The sequence below is a fragment of the Streptomyces sp. R35 genome, from assembly GCF_041053035.1.
GTDB lineage: Bacteria > Actinomycetota > Actinomycetes > Streptomycetales > Streptomycetaceae > Streptomyces > Streptomyces lutosisoli.
On record NZ_CP163440.1, the window covers coordinates 4,335,864 to 4,355,817 of the forward strand.

16 protein-coding genes and 1 tRNA gene are annotated in these 19,954 nt (G+C 72.7%); 4 read left to right on the forward strand and 13 right to left on the reverse strand.

Annotation, left to right across the window (positions count from 1 at the left end):
* The first annotated feature begins 32 nt into the window (after positions 1-32).
* Positions 33-218, forward strand: coding sequence for a hypothetical protein (locus AB5J50_RS19895; RefSeq protein ID WP_369259805.1), 186 nt, complete (start codon positions 33-35; stop codon positions 216-218).
* A 3-nt stretch (positions 219-221) separates the two neighbouring features.
* Here AB5J50_RS19895 and AB5J50_RS19900 read toward each other — a convergent pair whose 3' ends face one another.
* From AB5J50_RS19900 to AB5J50_RS19910, 3 genes are read right to left on the reverse strand one after another with little or no spacing between them, the layout of a single operon-like run.
* Positions 222-1,010: a S16 family serine protease gene (locus AB5J50_RS19900; RefSeq protein WP_369259806.1), complete on the reverse strand. Its 789-nt coding sequence runs from the start codon at positions 1,008-1,010 to the stop codon at positions 222-224.
* A gap of 15 nt (positions 1,011-1,025) precedes the next feature.
* Positions 1,026-2,147 carry an o-succinylbenzoate synthase gene (gene menC / locus AB5J50_RS19905; RefSeq protein WP_369259807.1) on the reverse strand — a complete coding sequence of 374 codons (1,122 nt, stop codon included), beginning with the start codon at positions 2,145-2,147 and terminating at the stop codon, positions 1,026-1,028.
* Positions 2,144-2,917 carry a chorismate synthase gene (locus AB5J50_RS19910; protein WP_369259808.1) on the reverse strand — a complete coding sequence of 258 codons (774 nt, stop codon included), beginning with the start codon at positions 2,915-2,917 and terminating at the stop codon, positions 2,144-2,146. Before AB5J50_RS19910 ends, menC begins: the two co-directional genes overlap by 4 nt.
* Before the next feature lie 112 nt (positions 2,918-3,029).
* On the opposite strand from AB5J50_RS19910, the gene AB5J50_RS19915 reads away from it, so the two are divergent.
* Positions 3,030-4,601 carry a PucR family transcriptional regulator gene (locus AB5J50_RS19915; protein WP_369259809.1) on the forward strand — a complete coding sequence of 524 codons (1,572 nt, stop codon included), beginning with the start codon at positions 3,030-3,032 and terminating at the stop codon, positions 4,599-4,601.
* On the opposite strand, the gene dapE is transcribed toward AB5J50_RS19915, so the two are convergent.
* From dapE to AB5J50_RS19940, 5 genes are all read right to left on the reverse strand, one after another.
* Positions 4,598-5,716 carry a succinyl-diaminopimelate desuccinylase gene (dapE, locus tag AB5J50_RS19920; protein ID WP_369259810.1) on the reverse strand — a complete coding sequence of 373 codons (1,119 nt, stop codon included), beginning with the start codon at positions 5,714-5,716 and terminating at the stop codon, positions 4,598-4,600. The genes AB5J50_RS19915 and dapE overlap by 4 nt on opposite strands.
* The gene (locus AB5J50_RS19925; protein WP_369259811.1) at positions 5,713-7,209 is read right to left on the reverse strand and encodes an amino acid permease; all 1,497 of its coding nucleotides are present in this window, start codon (positions 7,207-7,209) and stop codon (positions 5,713-5,715) included. The genes dapE and AB5J50_RS19925 overlap by 4 nt, the downstream gene beginning before the upstream one ends.
* Before the next feature lie 577 nt (positions 7,210-7,786).
* Complete coding sequence (locus tag AB5J50_RS19930; protein WP_369259812.1) at positions 7,787-8,428, reverse strand: IclR family transcriptional regulator; 642 nt, start codon at positions 8,426-8,428, stop codon at positions 7,787-7,789.
* Positions 8,429-8,863: 435 nt separating this feature from the next.
* Positions 8,864-10,663 carry a DEAD/DEAH box helicase gene (locus AB5J50_RS19935; protein ID WP_327429077.1) on the reverse strand — a complete coding sequence of 600 codons (1,800 nt, stop codon included), beginning with the start codon at positions 10,661-10,663 and terminating at the stop codon, positions 8,864-8,866.
* Positions 10,664-10,798: 135 nt separating this feature from the next.
* Positions 10,799-12,244: an MFS transporter gene (locus tag AB5J50_RS19940; protein WP_369259813.1), complete on the reverse strand. Its 1,446-nt coding sequence runs from the start codon at positions 12,242-12,244 to the stop codon at positions 10,799-10,801.
* Positions 12,245-12,483: 239 nt separating this feature from the next.
* Here AB5J50_RS19940 and AB5J50_RS19945 point away from each other — a divergent pair.
* Positions 12,484-12,555, forward strand: a tRNA-Cys gene (locus AB5J50_RS19945).
* Positions 12,556-12,685: 130 nt separating this feature from the next.
* Positions 12,686-13,444 (forward strand): DUF4365 domain-containing protein, encoded by a 759-nt coding sequence (locus tag AB5J50_RS19950; RefSeq protein WP_369259814.1) that lies wholly within the window; start codon positions 12,686-12,688, stop codon positions 13,442-13,444.
* Positions 13,445-13,529: 85 nt separating this feature from the next.
* Here AB5J50_RS19950 and AB5J50_RS19955 read toward each other — a convergent pair whose 3' ends face one another.
* The 5 genes from AB5J50_RS19955 to AB5J50_RS19975 form a co-directional block, all read right to left on the reverse strand.
* Positions 13,530-14,753, reverse strand: a complete 1,224-nt coding sequence (locus tag AB5J50_RS19955) for an SUKH-4 family immunity protein (RefSeq protein WP_369259815.1) — start codon at positions 14,751-14,753, stop codon at positions 13,530-13,532.
* Positions 14,754-14,903: 150 nt separating this feature from the next.
* Complete coding sequence (locus tag AB5J50_RS19960; protein WP_369259816.1) at positions 14,904-15,068, reverse strand: hypothetical protein; 165 nt, start codon at positions 15,066-15,068, stop codon at positions 14,904-14,906.
* Positions 15,065-17,371: a xanthine dehydrogenase family protein molybdopterin-binding subunit gene (locus AB5J50_RS19965; RefSeq protein WP_369259817.1), complete on the reverse strand. Its 2,307-nt coding sequence runs from the start codon at positions 17,369-17,371 to the stop codon at positions 15,065-15,067. The genes AB5J50_RS19960 and AB5J50_RS19965 overlap by 4 nt, the downstream gene beginning before the upstream one ends.
* Positions 17,368-18,888, reverse strand: coding sequence for a 2Fe-2S iron-sulfur cluster-binding protein (locus tag AB5J50_RS19970; RefSeq protein ID WP_369259818.1), 1,521 nt, complete (start codon positions 18,886-18,888; stop codon positions 17,368-17,370). The genes AB5J50_RS19965 and AB5J50_RS19970 overlap by 4 nt, the downstream gene beginning before the upstream one ends.
* The gene (locus AB5J50_RS19975) at positions 18,885-19,778 is read right to left on the reverse strand and encodes an FAD binding domain-containing protein (RefSeq protein ID WP_327429089.1); all 894 of its coding nucleotides are present in this window, start codon (positions 19,776-19,778) and stop codon (positions 18,885-18,887) included. Before AB5J50_RS19975 ends, AB5J50_RS19970 begins: the two co-directional genes overlap by 4 nt.
* Positions 19,779-19,954 lie beyond the last annotated feature (176 nt).

Genomic DNA, 19,954 nt, shown 5'->3' on the forward strand with positions numbered 1-19,954 from the left:
GCGCCCGATCACATCAAAGAGAGGTCATCCCGATGCACCCCGACACCCATCTCCAGCTGCACCACCTGCGCGCCGCCGAGCTCCGCGCCCAGGCCGAAACCCACCGGCTCGCCGCCGAGGCCAAGCGGCCCAGCGAGCTGCGTGCCCGCCTCGGCTGGACCCTCGTGGAGGTCGGCCTCCGGCTGGCCGCCACCCCGCGGATGGCAGCCGCGCACTAGGCCCTAGCAGCTCGGAACCGAGCCCTTCCCCTTCTCCAGGGAGACCAGGGCGTCCACCGCGCCCTTCAGCGTGGTCACCGGAATCAGCCGCAGCCCCTTCGGCAGCTCCGACTTCGCGTCCGAGCACTCCGCCTTCGGGACCAGGAAGATCGTCGCACCGTCCCGGCGGGCGGCCTGGGTCTTGAGGGCGACGCCCCCGACCGCGCCGACGTTGCCGTCCGCGTCGATCGTCCCCGTACCCGCGATGGTGCGTCCGCCCGTGAGGTCGCCGCCGCTGCCGTCGCCGTCCAGCTTGTTGATGATGCCGAGCGAGAAGAGCAGCCCGGCGCTGGGCCCGCCGACGTCGGCCAGCTTGAGCGCGACCTTCACGTCGTTCTTCTCGTGCAGATAGGACAGCGCCGCCTCGGTGGCCGTGTCCTGGGACTTCTTCATCTCGTCCGCGTTGTGCTGCTCGATCTCCTTGACGCTGTTCCCGCTCGGGTAGACCGAGTCGCGCGGCATCACGGCCCGGTCCGTGGCGAACCAGCTGTCGAGCACATCGCCGAGGGAGACCCGCGCGTCCGGGCCCGTCGCCTCGATCGTCGTCATCCGCAGCTGCCCGCTGGTGTCCCGCGTGGGCGCTCCGCTGATCGTGATCACCGGGTCGCCCTTGTTCTCGCCGAGGACGTTCGCCGTCATACCGGGCTGCGCCACGGAGAACGGCAGCGGCGCGAACACCGCCGTGGCGAGCAGAGCCACGACGGGGAGGGCGCAGACGGCGACGGCCTTGGGGCGCGTGAGGCGAGAGAGCACGGGATCAATCTAACGTCACCGCACGGTAGGGCCCCCGTACAGGTCCCGTCGTGCGGTCGTGAAGCGGCCCAGCGCCTCCGGCAGCGGCTCGATGCCGATGCCGGGTGTCGTCGGGACCCGCAGATGTCCGTCCTCCAGGACGAAGGGCTCGGTGATGTCCTCGGCGAAGTAACGGCTGGACGCGGAGGTGTCGCCGGGGAGGGTGAAGCCGGGCAGCGCCGCGAGGGCGAGATTGGGAGCGCGGCCGATGCCCGTCTCCAGCATGCCGCCGCACCACACCGGCACCCCGTGCGCGTGCGCGACGTCGTGGATGCGGCGGGCCTCCAGGTAGCCGCCGACCCGGGCGGGCTTCACATTGACCACCCGGCACGCGTCCATGGCGATCGCGGACGCGGTGTCGCGGGCGCTGTGCAGCGACTCGTCGAGACAGACGGGGGTGGCGATCCGCTTCTGGAGCTGGGCGTGGGCGTGGAGGTTGTTCTCCTCCAGCGGCTCCTCGATGAGCAGCAGCCCGAACGCGTCGAGCCGCCGCAGCTGCTCGGCGTCCGCGAGCGAGTACGCCGTGTTGGCGTCGACCTGGAGGGGCAGCGCGTCCCCGAAGCGCTCCCGTACGGCTCGTACGGGGTCGACGTCCCAGCCCGGTTCGATCTTCAGCTTGATGCGTACGTAGCCCTCGGCCAGGTAGCGCTCGACGTCGTCGAGGAGTGCCGGAACGGAGTCCTTGATGCCGACGGACACACCCGCCGGCACCCGGTCGTGCACGGCCCCGAGGTAAGTGGCCAGCGGCATGCCGTACGCGCGCAGCTCGGCGTCGAGGACCGCCGTCTCCAGCGCCGCCTTGGCCAGCTCGTGCCCCTTGATCTTCGCCAGCACAGGGGCGAGCGCGGCCGCCGTGAGCTGCGGAAGGGCGGCCACACGCGGCAGCAGGAAGTCGCGCAGCACGATCTCGGCACCCGCCACGAACTCCGAGCAGTACAGCGGCTCGGGGTCGGCGGCGAACTCCGACCAGCCCTCGGCCGCGTCCGTGACGACGTGCAGCAGGAAGGTGTCCTTCGTCGTCATGGTCCCGAAGGACGTACGGAACGGGGTGACGAGGGGCAGCGCGATGTGGACGACTTCGACACGTTCGAGCTTCATGCGGTGCCTTCCTCGGACGGGCGGGTGAGGGTGTACCAGCCGTCCCGGGACATCCCCGTGGCGGCGTACCCCTGGGCGAAGGCCTCCGTGAACACCTCACGGACGGCGTACCGCCAGCGCAGCGCCAGCAGCGGGTCGGCGGCGCGGAGTTCGACGATGTCGTCCGGTACGCGGCACCAGACATGGCGGTCGACGAGGTCGCGGCGGGCGAGCGGGCCGCCGTCGGGGGCGAGATGGGTGGCGGGCGCGGCGTCGCGGTCGCCTTCCTCGGCCGTACGGTCACGGGGTGCCCCCAGGTCCCACGTCACCGTCAGCCGGTCGCTCTCGTCGCCGTCGTTCACGCCGTCGGCCATGGGCCCGTAGAAGTCGACGAGGTACTCCGTGCCGGCAGCCCCCAGTTTGACCAGGTTGAAGCGGGCGTTGCGGCCGACCAGCGGGTCGAAGGTCCAGCGCATGGTGCGGGCGCCGCGCTCCACGGCCCAGGCGCGCTGGGCCTGCTTCACGGCGTACCCGAGCCCGCGGTCGGCCGCGGCGACCAGGGAGTACGTGTCCCGCGACGCCGGCGCCCCGAACACGGCGACAGAGGCTCCGGCGAGCCGCGTTCCGTCGTAGGCGGCATGCACCGCACCCCCGGCGTGCACCAGGCTGTGCAGCACCTCCGCCGGATAGGGCGGGGTGCTGCGGGGCGTCTGCCAGACGTCGCTGAAGAAGCCGGCCACAGCGGCGATCCCGGCGACGTCGTGAACGGTACGGATGCTGACTTCGGTCATGAAACCGAGTCTCGGAGCTGACGGCGGCGCCCACGTTGTGCATCAGGACAACGCACGCGTACGTTCCTGATGAGATCGGCCAACCATCGCCTCACCCTGGAGGAGGGAACCCATGGACGCCTGCACCCTCGGTGACCTGCTGGACGTCATCGGCGGCCCCTCCGTACGGCTGCACACCGCGCCCGCCGGGCTCACCGTGCCCGTCACGGAGGCGCTGCTGTACGACGCCCACGCCCCGCTCCCCCGTGTGCCCGGGGCGCTGCTGCTGGCCGTCGGCGTGCGCGCGTCCGCGGCGGGGCCGCTGGCACGGGCCGCGGCGGAGGCGGGGATGAGCGGGCTCGTCGTGCGCGGCCCGGACGGCCCGCTCGCGGAGGCGGAGTCCGCGGGTGTGGCCCTGCTGTCCGTGGACGAGGACGCCGCCTGGCACCACGTGCACCTGCTGCTCGCCTCGGCGATCGGCGCCCGCCCTTCGGCTGCCGCGAGCGGCCTGGGCGACCTGTTCGCGCTGGCCGACGCGGTGGCCGCGTCCGTCGGGGGCGCGACCGCCGTCGAGGACCCTCGGCAGCGGATCCTCGCCTACTCGACCGTGCCCGGGCAGCCGGTGGACGAGGACCGCAGACAGGGCATCCTCGGCCTCCAGGTGCCGACGAGCCCGGAGAACAGCGAGCAGTACCGGGTGCTGTTCGCGGCGCCGGGGCCGGTGCGGCTGCCCGCGCTGCGGGGCGGGCATCTGCCGCGGCTGGCCGTCGCCGTGCGCGCCGGCGGCGAGACCCTCGGCTCGCTCTGGGTCGTCGACGACGGCAGCCTCGCGCCGGACGCCGAAGAGGCCCTCGCCCAGGGCGCGTCCACGGCGGCGCTGCTCCTGCTGCGGGCGCGGGCCGCACAGGAACTGGCCCGGCACCAGAACGGCGACCTGCTGCGCCGTCTCCTCGACGGCACCGCCGACCCGGCCGGCGCGGCCCACCGTCTGGGCTTCGGCCTCGGCCCGGACGGCAACCCGGCGCCCGTCCGTGTCGCCGCCTTCGTCCTCGACTCGGCGGTCTCGGCGGCGGACGTCGAACAGACCGCGCTACGGCTCCTGGACCTCGTACGCCTCCAGTGCGAGGCCCGCTACGGGCGGCACGCCTGCGTCCTCACCGACGGTGTCGTGTACGCGCTGCTGCCCGCGCTCGGCGAACTCGGCGGTGCGCGCCACAAGCGGCTCGCGGAGGACATCGTGGGGCGGGCCGGGCAGGCGCTGCGGGTGCCCGTGCGGGCGGGGTTGGGGGATGTGGTGGCGGGGCTCGCCGAGGTGCGGGCCTCCCGCGACGACGCGGACCTTGTGCTGCGTGTCCTCGGCCCGGAGCTGCCGGTGGCGTCCGTGGCGGAGGTACGGCCCCGGGTGACCCTCCTCCGGCTCACCGAAGTCCTCGGCGAGCGGCGGGAGTTGAGCACCGGGGCGTGGCGGACGGTCCTCTCGTACGACGCCGAGCACGGCACCGAATACGCCCGCACCCTCGTCTCCTGGCTGGACGCCGGCTGCGACATGGCGGGCGCGGCCCGGCTGCTCGCCGTGCACCCCAACACCTGCCGCTACCGCCTCAAGCAGGCCCAGCAGCAGCTCGGCATCGACCTCGACGATCCGGACGAACGGCTGGTGCTGTGGCTGCAGTTGCGGACGCTGGCGGGGCTCAGGGCCGACTAGGACCCCATCACCGGCTGGAGCCAGCTCCTGAGCCGCTCCTCGCACTCCCGCAGCTGCGCCACCGGCACGTACTCCCCCGCCGTGTGCGCCAACACCGGGTCGCCGGGGCCGTAGTTCAGCGCGGGAACGCCGAGCGCGGCGAACCGGGCGACATCGGTCCAGCCGAGCTTCGGGCGGGGCTCCGCGCCCAGTACGGCGACGAGCGAGGCCACCGCGTCCTGCCCCAGCCCGGGAAGCGCACCCGGCACGACCTCGGTGACGTCGACCTCGTACGCGTCCTCGGGAAACAGATCCCGCACGTATGTCTCCGCCTCCTCGGCCGAACGGTTCGGCGCGAAACGGGAGTTGACGGTGATCACGCACTCGTCGGGTACGACGTTGCCCGCGACCCCGGCCCGTACGGCGACGGCGTTCAGTCCCTCCCGGTACTCCAGGCCGTCGATCACGACCCGCTCGGGCGTGTGGCCGGCGAGCCGCTGGAGGACGGCCCCGGCGCGGTGCGCGGCGTTCACGCCCCGCCATGCCCGCGCGGTGTGGGCGCGCTCGCCGCGCACGGTGATGTCCGCCATCAGGACGCCCTGGCAGCCGGCCTCGACCCCGGCGTCGGACGGCTCCATGAGGATCGCGAGGTCGGCCTTGAGGAGCTCCGGCCGCTCGGTGGCGATCCGGCCGAGCCCGTTGCGGTCGCCCTCGACCTCCTCGCACTCGTAGAAGACGTACGTGAGGTCGCGCGCCGCCGGTGCGGGGACGGTGGCCGCGAGGCGCAGGGCGACGGCGACACCGCCCTTCATGTCACAGGCGCCGAGGCCGTGGAGGAGGTCGCCGTCGAGGCGGGCGGGGAGATTGCCCGCGGCGGGCACGGTGTCCAAGTGGCCCGCGATCAGCACCCGTTCGGGGTGGCCGAGGTCCGTGCGGGCGACCACCGAGTTGCCGACGCGTTCGACGGTGAGGTGCGCGAGAGCGGCGAGGGCCGCCTCGACGGCGTCCGCGAGGTGGGCCTCCTCGCCGCTCTCTGAGGGGATGTCGACGAGGGCGCGGGTGAGGGTGACGACGTCGGTGGTGAGGTCGAGAGACGTATGGGGAGAGGCGTCGAGAGACGTGCCGGGGAAGGTCATGCGGATTCCTGGGCGAGTTCGGGGTCGGGGTTCTGGAGCTCGGGGCGCCGGTTGAGCTTGGAGTTCTTGATCCCGTAGAGCCAGTAGATCACCAGCCCGACGGCCATCCACCCGCCGAACGCGACCCACGTGTCCGTCCCCAGGCTGAACAGCATGTACGCGCAGAAGCCGACGCCCAGGATCGGTGTGACCGGCGAGAAGGGCACCCGGAAGGAGCGGGGTGCGTCGGGGCTGCGCCGGCGCAGCAGGATGACGGCCAGGTTGACCAGCATGAAGGCGAAGAGCGTGCCGATGCTGGTGGCGTCGGCGAGGGCGCCCAGCGGGACCAGCGCGGCGAGCACGGCGATGAAGCCGGAGACGATGACGGTGTTGGCGCGCGGCACCCCGGTGGTGGGGTGCACCTTGGAGAACAGCGGCGGCACCAGCCCGTCCCGGGACATCGCGAAGAGGATGCGGATCTGCCCGTACTGCACGGTGAGGACGACGCTGGTCGTGGCGACGACGGCCCCGATGGACAGCAGGATCGGCCAGAGGCTGCCCCCGCCCACCGACTGTACGAGCACCTCGCTGAGCGTGGCCTCCGTGCCCTCGAACTTCTGCCACGGCATCGCGCCGAGCGCGGCGACAGCGACGAGGACGTAGAGGGCGGTGACGAGGACGAGGGAGAGGATGATCGCGCGGGGCAGGTCGCGCTGCGGGTTCTTGGCTTCCTCTCCGGCGGTGGAGGCGGCGTCGAAGCCGATGTAGGAGAAGAACAGGGAGGCGGCGCCCGCGCTCATGCCGGCCGTGCCGAGCGGGAAGAGCGGGGTGAAGTTCCCGGCGCGGAAGGCGGTGAAGGCGACCGCGCAGAACATGATCAGGGCGGCGATCTTCACGCCGACCATGACGGTGTTGGCGACGGCGCTCTCGCGGGCGCCCCGCAGCAGCACGACCATGGAGAGGACGACGATGGCGGCGGCGGGGATGTTGAGGACGCCCCCTGTGCCGGGCGGCGCGCTGAGCGAGTCGGGCAGGGTGACCCCGACGGTCAGATCGAGCAGTTCGTTGACGTACTGCCCCCAGCCCACGGCCACGGCCGCCACGGACACCCCGTACTCCAGGATCAGACACCAGCCGCAGACCCAGGCGACCAGCTCGCCGAGGGTGGCGTAGGCGTAGCTGTAGGAGGAGCCGGAGCCGGGGATCATGCCGGCCAGCTCGGCGTAGGAGAGAGCGGAGAAGAGAGCGGTCACCCCGGCGAGCACGAACGACACGACGATGGCCGGGCCCGCCTCGGGAACGGCCTCCCCGAGCACCACGAAAATGCCCGTCCCGAGCGTGGCTCCCACGCTGAGCAACGTGAGCTGCCCGACCCCCATGGTCCGCTTGAGCGGACTCCCGGCCGCCTCGGCGACCAGCGATCCGACCCCCTGCCGCCGGCTCAGCCGGGCCGCCCACCCGCCACCGCCTCCCCCGCCGCCGTCCGCCCGCGCACGCACCGTCTCCGTCTCCATGCCTTGCTCCCTCGCTGTTCCGCCATCAGTGCCCTGATGATGCGGAGGGCGGGGCGACGGACGGTGAGAGCATCGGCCAGAGATGGCCGGGGCGGTTTGGCGGCTTGGCCAAAGCCGGGGGTGGAGTGGAAACACGGGCTGCGCCGCTGCGGGCACACTGCGAGGCGGCTGCTGTCGCGTCCCGGGCATCTTGGGTGCGGGCATGCGTGCCGCCGTTGGCTGCGGGCCGGCACAGAGACAGGGGGTGGCAGGGAGGCAGGGGGTGGCAGCGCAGCCGCCTCGACTGTGGGCCACCGCGCCGCTGGGCACTGGGCACTGAGGCGGCGCCCGCCCCAAGAAGAGCGGCACCCCGTGAGCGCCGGACTGCGCGACCCACCCCGAGCTCAGCCCCGACGCCGGGCACGCGCCGAGCCGGCGTCAGCGCAAGGCGTCAGCGACCTCGCCGCCTCGGCCGTGGGCACCGTGCCACTGGGCGCCTAGGCGGCGCCCGCCCCAAGAAGAGCGGCACCCCGTGAGCGCCGGACTGCGCGACCCACCCCGAGCTCAGCCCCGACGCCGGGCACGCGCCGAGCCGGCGTCAGCGCAAGGCGTCAGCGACCTCTCGGGCCGCGTCCACGACCCGCGGTCCCACCCGCTCCGGCACGGAGTCCGCGAGCATGACGACACCCACGCTGCCCTCGACCCCGGTCACACCGATCAGAGGCGCCGCGGCCCCACTGGCCCCCGCCTCCAACTCCCCATGCGTGAGCGTGTACCCGGGCTCCCCCACCGGCGCCTGCCGGGCGGCGAGAATCGCCCGCCCCGCGGCACCCCGGTCCAGCGGATGCCGGAACCCGGCGCGATAGGCGACGTGGTAATCCGTCCACGTCGGCTCCACGACAGCGACGGCCAGCGCCTCGGTCCCGTCGACCAGCGTGAGATGAGCCGTAGCCCCTATGTCCTCGGCCAGCGCCCGCAACGCGGGCAGCGCGGCCTCCCGCACCAGCGGATGCACCTGGCGGCCCAGCCGCAGCACGCCGAGCCCGACCCGGGCGCGGCCGCCCAGATCACGGCGTACCAGCGCGTGCTGCTCCAGCGTGGCGAGCAACCGGTACACAACGGTCCGGTTGACGCCCAGTTTGTTCGAGAGCTCGGTGACGGTCAGCCCGTGATCCGTGTCGGCGAGCAGCTTGAGGACGCGCAGTCCCCGGTCGAGCGTCTGAGAGGTCTCCGCGGTCACGACGCCCACTCCTTAGTGGTGAGGTCGACGGCCCCCTCGCGGCGGTTGCGCCACCGAGTCCCGTCGGCGACGCGCTTCAGAGGCCGCCGGTCGGCTGACGACCCGGGCTCTTCCCGGGCGGAGTCGCTTCACGGCTGCGCTCCGCGGCGGCGCTGCCACGGGGCGTGTGCGTAGCCGGGACAGTATCGATCCGGTCCGCTCAGCGGAAGTCCACGTCCAGAATCCGGGCATTGGCTGGTACGGACTGATTCCGTTTGCCCCTATACGCACGGCGCCCATCACGCGGAGTGCACGCCCCCCGCACACAGCGCACACGCCCACGAACGCGCCCCTAAAAGGGGCGCGGGGAACTGCGCGCCCAGCCCCCACCGGTCCGCAGCCGAAGCACAACCAGCGCCCCCGGGAACCAAGATCGGCCCAGGCACAGCGCCAGCGTCACCGCATACGGGTGGCCCACTCCTGCACCTTGGCGATCCGCTGCCGCAGCTGCCCCGCCGTCGCCTCCGCGCTCGGCGGCCCCCCGCACACACGCCGCAGCTCGGTGTGGATCACGCCGTGCGGCTTGCCGCTCTGATGGACGTACGCGCCGACCATGGTGTTGAGCTGCTTGCGGAGCTCCAGCATCTCCTTGTGGGAGACCACGGGCCGCCGCTCGGCGGGCAGTTCGAGCAGGTCCGCTTCCTCGTCGGGCTTCTTGCGGCTGTGCGCGATCTGCCGGGCCTGCCGCTTCTGGAGGAGCATCTGCACCTGGTCGGGTTCGAGAAGCCCGGGAATGCCGAGGTAGTCCTGCTCCTCCTCGCTCCCCGGGTGGGCCTGCATCCCGAACTCGGCGCCGTCGTACAGCACCCGGTCGAAGACGGCCTCGGACTCCAGCGCCTCGAAGGAGAACTGTTCCTGCTCGCCGGTGTCCTCGTCCTGCTCCCGGTTCGCCTCGTCCATCTCCTGCTCGGACTCGGCGTACGGGTCCTCCTCGCCCTCCTTCTTGGGCTTGTCGAGGACGTGGTCGCGCTCGACCTCCATCTCGTTGGCGAAGCCCAGGAGGTCGGGGACGGTCGGGAGGAAGACGGAGGCGGTCTCGCCGCGCCGCCGGGACCGTACGAAGCGTCCGACGGCCTGGGCGAAGAAGAGGGGCGTGGAGATGGTGGTGGCGTACACGCCGACCGCGAGCCGCGGCACGTCGACGCCCTCGGACACCATCCGCACCGCGACCATCCACCGGTCGTCGCTGTGGCTGAACTCGTCGATGCGGTTCGAGGCGCCGGTGTCGTCGGAGAGGACGAGGGTCGCCTTGGTCCCGGTGATCTCGCGGATCAGCTTGGCGTACGCGCGCGCCGAGTCCTGATCGGAGGCGATGACGAGCGCACCGGCGTCCGGGATGCCCTTCCTGACCTCGGTCAGCCGCTGGTCGGCGGCGCGCAGCACGCTGGGCATCCACTCGCCGCGCGCGTCGAGCGCGGTGCGCCAGGCCTGCGAGATGGCGTCCTTGGTCATGGGTTCGCCGAGGCGAGCGGCGATTTCATCGCCCGCCTTGGTGCGCCACCGCATGTTGCCGCTGTAGGAGAGGAAGATGACCGGCCGCACGACCCCGTCGCCGAGGGCGGACCCGTATCCGTACGTGTAGTCGGCGGAGGACCGCCGGATCCCGTCGTTCCCCTCCTCGTACGTCACGAAGGGGATGGGGTTGGTGTCGGACCGGAAGGGCGTACCGGTGAGCGCGAGCCGCCGGGCGGCGGGCTCGAACGCCTCAAGACACGCCTCGCCCCAGGACTTGGAGTCACCGGCGTGGTGGATCTCGTCGAGGATGACGAGGGTCTTGCGCTGCTCGACGCGGTTGCGGTGCAGCATGGGCCGCACACCGACACCGGCGTACGTCACGGCGACGCCCTGGTACTCCTTGCTGAGCGGCCCCGCGCTGTACTCGGGATCCAGCTTGATCCCTATCCGCGCGGCCGCCTCCGCCCACTGCTTCTTCAGATGCTCGGTCGGCGCGACCACGGTCACCTGCTGCACGACATGGTGGTGCAGCAGCCAGGACGCGAGCGTCAGCGCGAACGTCGTCTTGCCGGCGCCGGGCGTGGCGACGGCCAGAAAGTCGCGCGGCTGCTCCTGGAGGTACTTCTCCAGCGCCCCGTGCTGCCAGGCACGCAGCTTGTTGGCGGTACCCCAGGGGGCGCGGCCGGGGAAGGCGGGTGAGAGGTGATGCGAGGAGGAGGCACTGGCGGCGGTGGTAGTCACGGTCTCCGTGTATGGGGTCGAGCGGCTCGGCTACGTATGACAACCGGGCCACCCTACCGGCGACCCGGATGTGTCAACGCGCGGACGACGCCGGGGCACCCGTGGATGGGACTGAGCTCACATCACTGGTACCACTCAAGAACGTGCCCGCACCCGCGTAGTGACCCACGCCCCCACCAGCGCCACCCCGGCCATCGGCAGGAACACGGCGGCGAAGGCGGCGGGGTGGGAGCCGGTCGCCGAGGTGGCCGTATCCGTGACGGTGCCGCCGCCCAGCGCCGCGAAGGCCGCGCCGCCCACGGCGAGCAGCAGCACGTTCGACAGACCGTCGGAGATCTGCAGCGCGGCGGAGTTGGCCCCGGTCTCCTCCGGCGCCGAGAGGCGCAGCAGCAGCACGCTGGTCGAGGCCGTCACCAGCCCCATGCCGAAGCAGCCGAAGCCCCAGGCCACGGCGACGATCCACACCGGCACGGCGTGGATCAGCACGCTGGGCACGGTGGCGATGGCGGCCGCGAGCAGCACCATGCCGAGGAACATCAGCCGGGCCCGGTACGGCTCCGTCCGGGGCCGCGACTGCACATACGACCCCAGCGCCCAGGTCCCGCCGGCCGCCGCCAGCGAGAACCCGGCGAGCGTCGGCGACAGCCCGCGCTGGGTGACCAGCATGAGCGGCACGAAGGACTCGGCGGCGATGAAGGCCCCGGCCGCGATCCCGCGGAGCAGCACCACGGACGGCAGCCCGCGCGCCGCCCGGCATGTGCCGCGCGGCAGCAGCCCGAGGACGGCCGGTACGAGCAGCGCGGCGCCGGCGAGGGCGGGGACGAGCGAGAGCCAGTCCAGTTCCTGGGCGGCGTACTGGAGGAGCGCGGCGCCGAGCGAGATCCCGAGCGCGAGCCGGATGCGCCGCCGGTCGAGGGGCGCGCGGTCGGCCGCCTCGCGCGGGCCGGACGTCCGCCGCCGGATCTGGGGCAGCGCGAGCGCCAGCGGAAGGACGACCAGGACCGGTATCCCGGTGAACACCCAGCGCCAGCCGAGGTGTTCGGTGACCGCGCCCGCGATCAGCGGTCCGACCACGGACGGGACGACCCAGCCCGCCGCGAACGCCGCCATGATCGCCGGGCGCAGCCGCTCCGGGTAGGCCCGCGCCACGACGACGTACAACGCGACGACGACCAGCCCGCCGCCGAGCCCCTGCACCGCCCGCCCGAGGATGAACACCCACATCGTCCCGGCGGTCCCGGACAGCAGCAGCCCCGCCGCGAAGGCCCCGATCCCCGTGGTCAGCGACGCCAGCGGCCCGTCCCGGTCGGCCCACTGCCCGGCGAGCACCATCCCGAACAGACTCGTCGTGAAGTACGCCGAGAACGCGAACGCGTACGCCGACACCCCGTCGAGCTCCCGCGCCGCCACGGGCATCGCCGTCCCCACGGCCGTCGCCTCGAAGGCGATCAGCAGCTCCACGAACACGATCCCGACACTGAGCGCCCGGTAGGGACGGCTCAGCACACCGCCCTCGTCGCCTTCCGGCCCCTCGACCTCGGACGGAACCGTCGTGGCATCCCGCGCTTCCGGTGCTGTCATGACCGCCAGCGTAAGAGGCACACCGGGCTCTGGCCCCTGCCGGAAGACGGTGATCAACTGCGCCTTTGGTCCTACGACCAGCCGCCCCCACACGTCGCACATCCCCGCCATCCGACGTTTCATGAACGGCGTATGGCAGTCCCATTGCAGCGCCCGCCCACCCCTTGAGCCCCGCCCACACCCCCGCCTACGGTCAACCCATCAGGTCGGAACGAGTGAGCCGTGCCGCACCTGAGTCCGGCCGTGTGCCCGAGTGGTTTAGGGACTCGCCTGCAAAGCGAGTTACGTGGGTTCGATTCCCGCCACGGCCTCTCCAGAGATCGGCCGTTCCCGTGGTGCGGGGGCGGCCTCGCTCTTTTCCGGGCGATCCCTTCCGGGCGATCACTGTCACTGCTCCGCCATACCCTGTGCCCTTGATCAGGTGTCAAGGGGGGCGGCGGTATGGCGAAGGTTCCTGAGAGTCGGCGGGTGGGGCGGATCGCGGTGAACAAGCTGCGTTCGCTGCTGGAACACCATGGCCACATCGTTCAGGAGATCGACGGTGTGAACGACCACGGTGAGGATCTGTACATCACCTTCGTGCACGCCGGCCGGCGGACCGATGCCTCGGTCGCGGTGCAGGTGAAGGGAGGCGCATCGCATCGCACGCGCCGCGGGTATCGGGTGCCTGTGGGGCAGCACGCCGAGAACTGGCGCAACAGCAATGTGCCCGTCCTGTGCGCGGTCCACGATCCTCAACCCGACATCCTGTTCTGGGCCAACGCCACGCGTCAGCTGCGCAGGGCACAGGCGCAGCGCAAGAGCTTGAAGTCCATTGTCCTCGGCAAGGAATCGGTGCTGAACGACGACACCGTGGACGACTTCGTACGACGGGCCCGCCGGTACGTCGATCTGGAGCGCGAGGGCCTGGGCAGATGGGCCGACATGGCGGGTGTCGAATTCGGCGAGACGGATATCGTCAAGCCCTTTGAGAACGAGTACGGCGAGCCCATGGTCTTCTGGCAGCGCAAGGGCGTTCCCCTCGCGACGCTCCTGCACCACGACCTGGACTGGGAACCCGTGCCCATCAGCGAGGACACCCTGAGGTTCGGACCTCTCTTCCCCTCGGTCGCCGGTGTCATCCTCAACGACGCCGAGGCGCACTGGCTGGCGGCCTGTTTCAAGGCCAGCGCATGGTGGCGCCGCCCCGAGAACGATTGAAGGGCCTGCAAGGGCCGCGCGCTCGCCTGTGCCGGACGCTACTCGCCGCCGCCCGGCACCGTGTCTCGCCCCTCTGCCCGTACAGCTACCCGTACAGCGTTCCGCCCGCCTGGTCCTCGAATATCTCCGGCCAGTAACGCCAGCCGTCGTCGCCGGGGAGGGAGAGGGTGGGGTCGCAGGCCACGGGGTCGACCGTGGCGAGGGTCTGGGCCATGGTCGCGGCGAGTTGTTCGTAGGAGTCGGTGAGATGGTGGGCCGCGTCGAGGGACTTCTCGCGGTGGAGCAGCCAGAGCGTGAAGGCGAGGGTGGAGATGTCGGCGTTGAGGGGGCGGAGGGTGAGGTCGGGCTCGCTCCAGGCGAGGACCGCGCCCGTGGTGCCGTCCACGACGAGGCTGGTGTCCTCCAGGAGGTAGCCGAGGCGTATCAGGCGGTCCGCGGTCGTGGGGAGTTCGTCGGCGGAGAACTCGCCCTGGCGCTCGTCCGCGTAGTACTCGGTGAGGGCCGGCAGGGGCACCTCCGTGTCCAGCTGGAAGAGGAAGCCGTCCTCGGGCAGGCCCGTCTCCCGCAGGAAACGGCGGGTGGGCTCGTGCGTCAGCGCGGACGGGAAGTCGACGTCCTCGAAGCGCATGATCTCGCCCGTGCCGAACTCCTCGTCCAGCAGTCGCTTCGGCAGGTCGAGGACAAGCCCCTCGCCGGGGCCCGCGATCCGGGCGAGCGGGCGGATCAGGGCGGCCATGCGCCAGTACGGCGGCACGTCGTCCACGCCCACGCCCGCGTCCGCGCCAGCACCCGCACCCGCACCCGCACCCGCACCCGCACCCGCACCCGACGTGAACATCTCCGTGAGGCGTGCCGTCGTCTCCGTGACCGTCTTCGGGCCGAACGGGCCCCGGAGCGCCGTCAGTTCCTCCGTGGCCGCCGTGAAGCGCAGGAGCGCCTCCAGGGAGGGGGCCAGGGGCGACAGGGGGGACAGGTCCATCAGGGCGGCGTTCGGGTGGACGTACGTTGTGGAGATCTCACCGGTCGTCCCGTCCAGCACGATCGACTCAAGGTCCCTGTCCAGGTTCCGCAGCGCCCCTATGACGAGCTGGTCCCGCAGCTCCTCGGCGAGCTTGTCCGCGTCGCCGGCCAGGTCCGCGAGCCTCCGCAGCCCGTGCTCCCGCAGCGCGGCGAACCCCAGCAGCCGGCCGTCGGACGGCAGTCCGGGTCCCCTCAGCCACCGTCGCGTCCCCGCGTGCGTGACGTACGGATCCAGCTCCTCGTCGGTCAGTGTGATCGCGCCGCCGACACCGATGTCAGTCGTGCTCATGGCTCCCCCGCGCAGATGAACGCATCGTGCTTCCCCCAGGCAGGAACACCCCGGCGTCCCGCGGCAGTTCCTCATTGAGCCAGAACCATACGCCGCACCACTGACAACGCCGGAAACACGGGGAAACACGCGGGAACAGGGGCCCGCCCCTCAGCTGAGGTACACGCCGCCCGCGACGACCACCACGGCCGCCAGCACGAACAGCAGCACCCAGAGCAGCAGCTTCCCGACGCTGGGCGGGGGTTCGTAGCGCGGCTGCTCGGGGTCGGCGTTCAGTGGTGGTTCGCCGCTCAGCGGCTCGTGCGGTGCGCTCATGATCCCGTCACCACCGCCGCCTGCGGGCGGATCGGGAGGCGGTTGACCGGCCGTCCCGTCGCCGCCCGTACGGCGGACGCGACCGCCGCGGGGGACGTCACGACCGGCACCGCGCTGACCGCCTTCGCGCCGAACGGGGCGACGACATCGCGCTCCTCGACCAGCTTGACGATGCGGATGTCGGGCGCGTCGAGGGCGGTGGGGAGGGCGTATCCGGTGAGGTCGGGGTGGCGGACCAGGCCGCGGGCCGTGCGCAGGTTCTCCGTGAGCGCGGCGCCGACGCCCTGGGTGACGCCCGCCTCGATCCGGGCCGTCAGCTGCGCCGGGTTGAGGATCCGGCCCACGTCCTGGGCGAGCGCCAGCTCCACCACCCGGACCGAGCCCAGCTCGATGTCGACGTCCACGACCGCGCGGATCGCGCAGAAGGCCAGGCCCACGAAGGCGTCGCCCTGGCCCTCGGCGTCCAGCGGTTCGGTGGGGTGCGGGCGGCACTGGGCCGTGGCCCACAGTTCCTTGCCGTCCATGGCCTCCGTCACGGTCGTGGACAGCACACCGTCGTACGACGTGATCTTGCCGTCGGTGATCTGCAGCAGCTCCGTGGACATGCCGAACTTGTGCGCCAGGGGCTGCAGCAGTTGCGTACGGACCATTTTCGCGGCGCGTTCGACCGCTCCGCCCGACACCCATGTGTGGCGGCCCCGGCAACTCGGGCCCGCGGGCGGCTGGTCGGTGTCGACCGGTGCCACGTGCACCTCGTCGATGCCCAGCGTCTCCTGGACGATCTGCCGGGCCAGCGTGGTGAAGCCCTGGCCGGTCTCCACGGCCGCGCAGAGCACGGTGGCGACGCCGTCGTGGACCTTCACCGTGGCCGTCGAGACCTCGTCCGCGCCCTCGGAGCCGAGCATGTGGACCATGCCGACGCCATAGCCGACACCCCGGCGTACGGCACCGGGTTCGCCCGCGCCTTCGAGGCCCCCGGGGAGCAGCCACTCGTCCTCGGGCGTGTCCTTGGGCAGCGCGGGGAGCGGGAAGTCCCGTACGGCTTGCAGCAGTTCGGCGACCGGCGCCGGGCAGGTCACCGTCTGACCGGTCGGCAGGACGTCCCCCGTGGCCATCGCGTTGCGCAGGCGCAGCTCCGCGGGGTCGATGCCGAGTTTCTTCGCCAGCTTGTCCATCTGGGCTTCGTAGGCGGCGCACACCTGCATGGCGCCCTCGCCGCGTACGTGGCCGGAGGGCGGGTTGTTGGTGCGTACGGCCCAGCCCTCGATGAAGGCGTTGGGGACGACGTAGGGGCCGCAGGCGAAGGAGACGGCGGCGGCCAGCGACTCGGCGGACGTGTCGGCGTAGGCGCCCGCGTCGAGCAGGATCTGTGCCTCGACCTTCACCAGCTTGCCCTCGGCGTCCGCGTGGTGGCGGTAGCGCAGCAGCGTGGGGTGGCGGTGGGCGTGGCCGAGGAAGGACTCCTCGCGCGTGGCGGTGAGCTTCACCGGGCAGCCGGTCTTCAGGGCCAGCAGGCCGAGCGGGAGCTGGAAGCCCTGGTCCTCGCGGTCGGCGGTGGCACCGGGGACGCCGGTGACGACGACCTTGACCCGCTCGGGTTCCAGGCCGTAGCAGGCGGCGGCCGCGTCGCGGTCGGTGTGCGGGTCGGTGGACGCCACGTAGAGCTCGACTCCGCCGTCGGGGCGAGGCACGGCGAGGCCCGCCTCCGCGCCGATCGGGGCCGGGTCCTGGCGGCCGATGCGGTACTGGCCCTCGACGACGATCTCGCCGGCCGCCTCCGGGTCGCCGTGGCGCAGCGGGATGTGGCGGATCAGGTTGCCGTCGGGGTGCAGGGGCTCGGCCTCGAAGGCCTGCTCCGGGTCGGTCACCGCGTCGAGTACTTCGTACTCGACGATGACGGCGGCGGCGGCCATCCGCGCGGTGTCCGGGTGGTCGGCGGCGACGGCCGCGATGGGCTCCCCGTGGTGGCGTACGACCTCGGAGGCGAACACCGGGCGGTCCGCCCTGCCTCGGCCGTGCAGCGCGCTGCCGGGCACGTCCTCGTGGGTGATGACCGCCCGCACGCCGGGCATCTCGCGCGCGTGGCTGGTGTCGATGGACACGATGCGCGCGTGCGGGTGGGGCGACCTGAGCACGGCGGCCCACAGGAGGCCCTCGGCCCACAGGTCGGCCGCGTACGGGAAGGTGCCCTCGGTCTTGGCGCGGGCCTCGGCGGCGGGCAGCGAGACGCCCAGCCCGTGCGGCAGGGGCTCGGGGCCGCTCTCGGGTGCCGCCGGTGTCGCGGTCGCGGCTTCGTTGCTCACGCCTGGCCTCCGTCCTGGCCGTACGGCTGCTCATGCGGCGCTTGGGGGTCGTACGGAGAAGTGGAAGTGTCGTCGTACCGTGCCTGCGGTGCGGCCGGCCCGGCCGATGCCTCGAACGCCGACGGGTGGACGCCGCCCGCGCCGGGACCCGCCTGGTGCGGGATGCGTGCCTCGTCCACGTCAGGCGCGGCTTCGGCGGCTGCCGCGGAGTGCGCCTCGCGTTCGCTGACGACCTCGCGCACGGCGTCCAGGACCCCGCGGTAGCCGGAGCAGCGGCACAGGTTGCCGCACAGTGCCTGGCGGGCCTCCAGCTCGGTCGGCGCGGGGTTGCCCTCAAGGAGGTCGTGCACGGTCATCGCCATGCCCGGTACGCAGAAACCGCACTGCACGGCGCCGCACTTGGCGAGCGCCCGCTGCACGTCGGAGGGCTGTCCGTCGGTGGCCAGGCCCTCGACGGTGCGCACCTCGCTGCCGGCGGCGGTGACGGCGGGCACCAGGCAGGACGCCACGAGCCGTCCGTCCACCTGGACGTTGCAGGCGCCGCACTCGCCCTGCGAGCAGCCGTCCTTGGCGCCCGCCAGGCCGAGCCGCTCGCGCAGGACGTAGAGCAGCGATTCGCCGATCCAGGCGTCGGTCACGGGGCGGTCGGCGCCGTTGACGCGCAGGACGTAGGAGGCGAGGGGGTGTTCGTCGTGCGGGGGCGGCGTGGCGGTGTCGGCGTCCTGCGCCTCTTCGGCGGCCCCCTCGGGAGCCTCGGCGGCCTCGGGGTCCTCGTGCGCCGGGTCCGGTTCGTGCGCCTCCGGAGCCTCGGTGGCCCCGGGCGCGTGCCCGGCGACCGGCGCGGAAGCCTCGTGAGCGGGCTCGGCGGCCCGCTGGGCGGCCTGCGCGGGCGATTCCGTATGCGACCCGGCCAACGGCTCCGCGGAGGCCTCAGGGGCCGTTTCCCGCGGCTCGGCCGACCATGCCTGTCCGATGGTCTCCGTGGCCCAGGGGGCCGCCGCGCCGCCGGGGAGCGTGGCGGGGGGTGTCCCGCCCCACTGCTCGACGAGCGCGGAAGTGGTGAACTCGCCCGATTCGTCCGGAAGATCACCGCCGGCCACCGGAATCGACCACTGTCCGGTCACATCGTGCCCGGGGGCGGCGCCCGTCTGTGCGGCCTCGTTGAAGTCCCACTGCCCGGTGGCTCCCGGGTGGTACGCGAACCGGTCGTCGTGCGCGGCGTCCTGCGGCGCGGCGTTCGGATCCGGCCACTGGACGGCGCCGGCCGGCACGGTCCACGTCCCCGTGGCCGCCGGGTCCGTCGCCTCGGGTGTCGCGGGGGTCACGCTGATCTGCGGGGGCACATAACCGTGGCCGGGTGCCGCGAGCGGGCTGTCCCGGTCGGCAAGGAGGGCGTCGATGCCCCCCTCGGGGAGCTTGACGAAGGCAGTGGCGCCGTCGTCGTAGTCGCCCTGGGGCAGCGGATCCCAGCGGCCGCCGCTCGGCGGGGCGCCCTCTCCGTGCTGGTCGTCGGTCACGACAGTGCCCTCCCCAGTGCTCGTCGGGCCAGCGCGGCGACGGTGCGCCGCAGGTGCAGTACCGCGGGCGGAAGCTGTTGCACGGAGCCGTCCCCGTCAGGGACGGGGTCGGGGATGCAGGCCGCGGCCACGTACTCCCCGAACGCGGTGAGCGCCTCCGGCACGATCGTCCGGTTGTTGTCCCAGTCGATCAGCTGGGCGACCCAGGCCTCGGCGTCCAGCGGCCGCAGCGGCATCGGCGCTATGGCTCCGACGGCGCACCGCACTCCGCGCCGCGCGGGGTCGAGGACGAGCGCCACGGACGCGATCGCGCGGCCCGGTCCGGTGCGCCCCGTCGCCTTCAGGAAGACCTGCGGGGCGTGCAGCAGCGGCACGCGCACGTAGCCGATGAGCTCGCCGCCGCGGAGCATCTCCATGCCCGCGAGCAGGTGCGACACGGGGATCTCGCGGCGGGCTCCGCCCTGGCCCGCGATGATCAAGGTGGCTTCCAGGGCGGCCAGTACGGGCAGCGCGTCCCCCGTAGGGGCGGCCGACGCGATATTGCCGCCCAGGGTGCCCGCGTTACGGATCTGCGGCGGACCGGCGGCGCGCGCGGCCGCGGCCAGCGCCGGGATCAGGGCCGCGAAATCGGGGCGCCCCATGCGGGCGTGGGTGAGGCCGGCGCCGAGCAGCGCGTGGCCGTCCTGGTACTGCCAGCCGCGGATCTCGCTGATCCGGCCGAGGCCGACGAGCGCGGCGGGCCGCAGCTGTCCGGAGTTGACGGCGGCCATGAGGTCGGTGCCGCCGGCCACCGGAACGGCGGCGGGCATGGCGGCCAGCGCCGCCACTGCTTCGTCCAGCGACGCGGGCAGCGTCACGGCCTGCGCCGCCTGCGGTGCGTGCGTGGTCAAACCGGCTGCCCCTTCCCGCTGCCCCACCTGGTCCCACCTGTGCTGCCGTACGGTACGTGCTGACAGGGCGGACGTGGCAACTCTGGCACATCTTCCCCGGCCCTCGACGCGGGGGTCCGCTAGGAGGCATTCGCCCCTCTCACCAGGGAGATGGTCCGTTTTCGTACGGCATCACC

Coding starts and splice junctions, on each gene's coding strand:
- AB5J50_RS19955 (WP_369259815.1), bottom strand. CDS start 14,753: ATGAGCACGACTGACATCGGTGTCGGCGGCGCGATCACACTGACCGAC.
- AB5J50_RS19960 (WP_369259816.1), bottom strand. CDS start 15,068: ATGAGCGCACCGCACGAGCCGCTGAGCGGCGAACCACCACTGAACGCC.
- AB5J50_RS19895 (WP_369259805.1), top strand. CDS start 33: ATGCACCCCGACACCCATCTCCAGCTGCACCACCTGCGCGCCGCCGAG.
- menC (WP_369259807.1), bottom strand. CDS start 2,147: ATGAAGCTCGAACGTGTCGAAGTCGTCCACATCGCGCTGCCCCTCGTC.
- AB5J50_RS19910 (WP_369259808.1), bottom strand. CDS start 2,917: ATGACCGAAGTCAGCATCCGTACCGTTCACGACGTCGCCGGGATCGCC.
- AB5J50_RS19950 (WP_369259814.1), top strand. CDS start 12,686: ATGGCGAAGGTTCCTGAGAGTCGGCGGGTGGGGCGGATCGCGGTGAAC.
- dapE (WP_369259810.1), bottom strand. CDS start 5,716: ATGACCTTCCCCGGCACGTCTCTCGACGCCTCTCCCCATACGTCTCTC.
- AB5J50_RS19940 (WP_369259813.1), bottom strand. CDS start 12,244: ATGACAGCACCGGAAGCGCGGGATGCCACGACGGTTCCGTCCGAGGTC.
- AB5J50_RS19915 (WP_369259809.1), top strand. CDS start 3,030: ATGGACGCCTGCACCCTCGGTGACCTGCTGGACGTCATCGGCGGCCCC.
- AB5J50_RS19925 (WP_369259811.1), bottom strand. CDS start 7,209: ATGGAGACGGAGACGGTGCGTGCGCGGGCGGACGGCGGCGGGGGAGGC.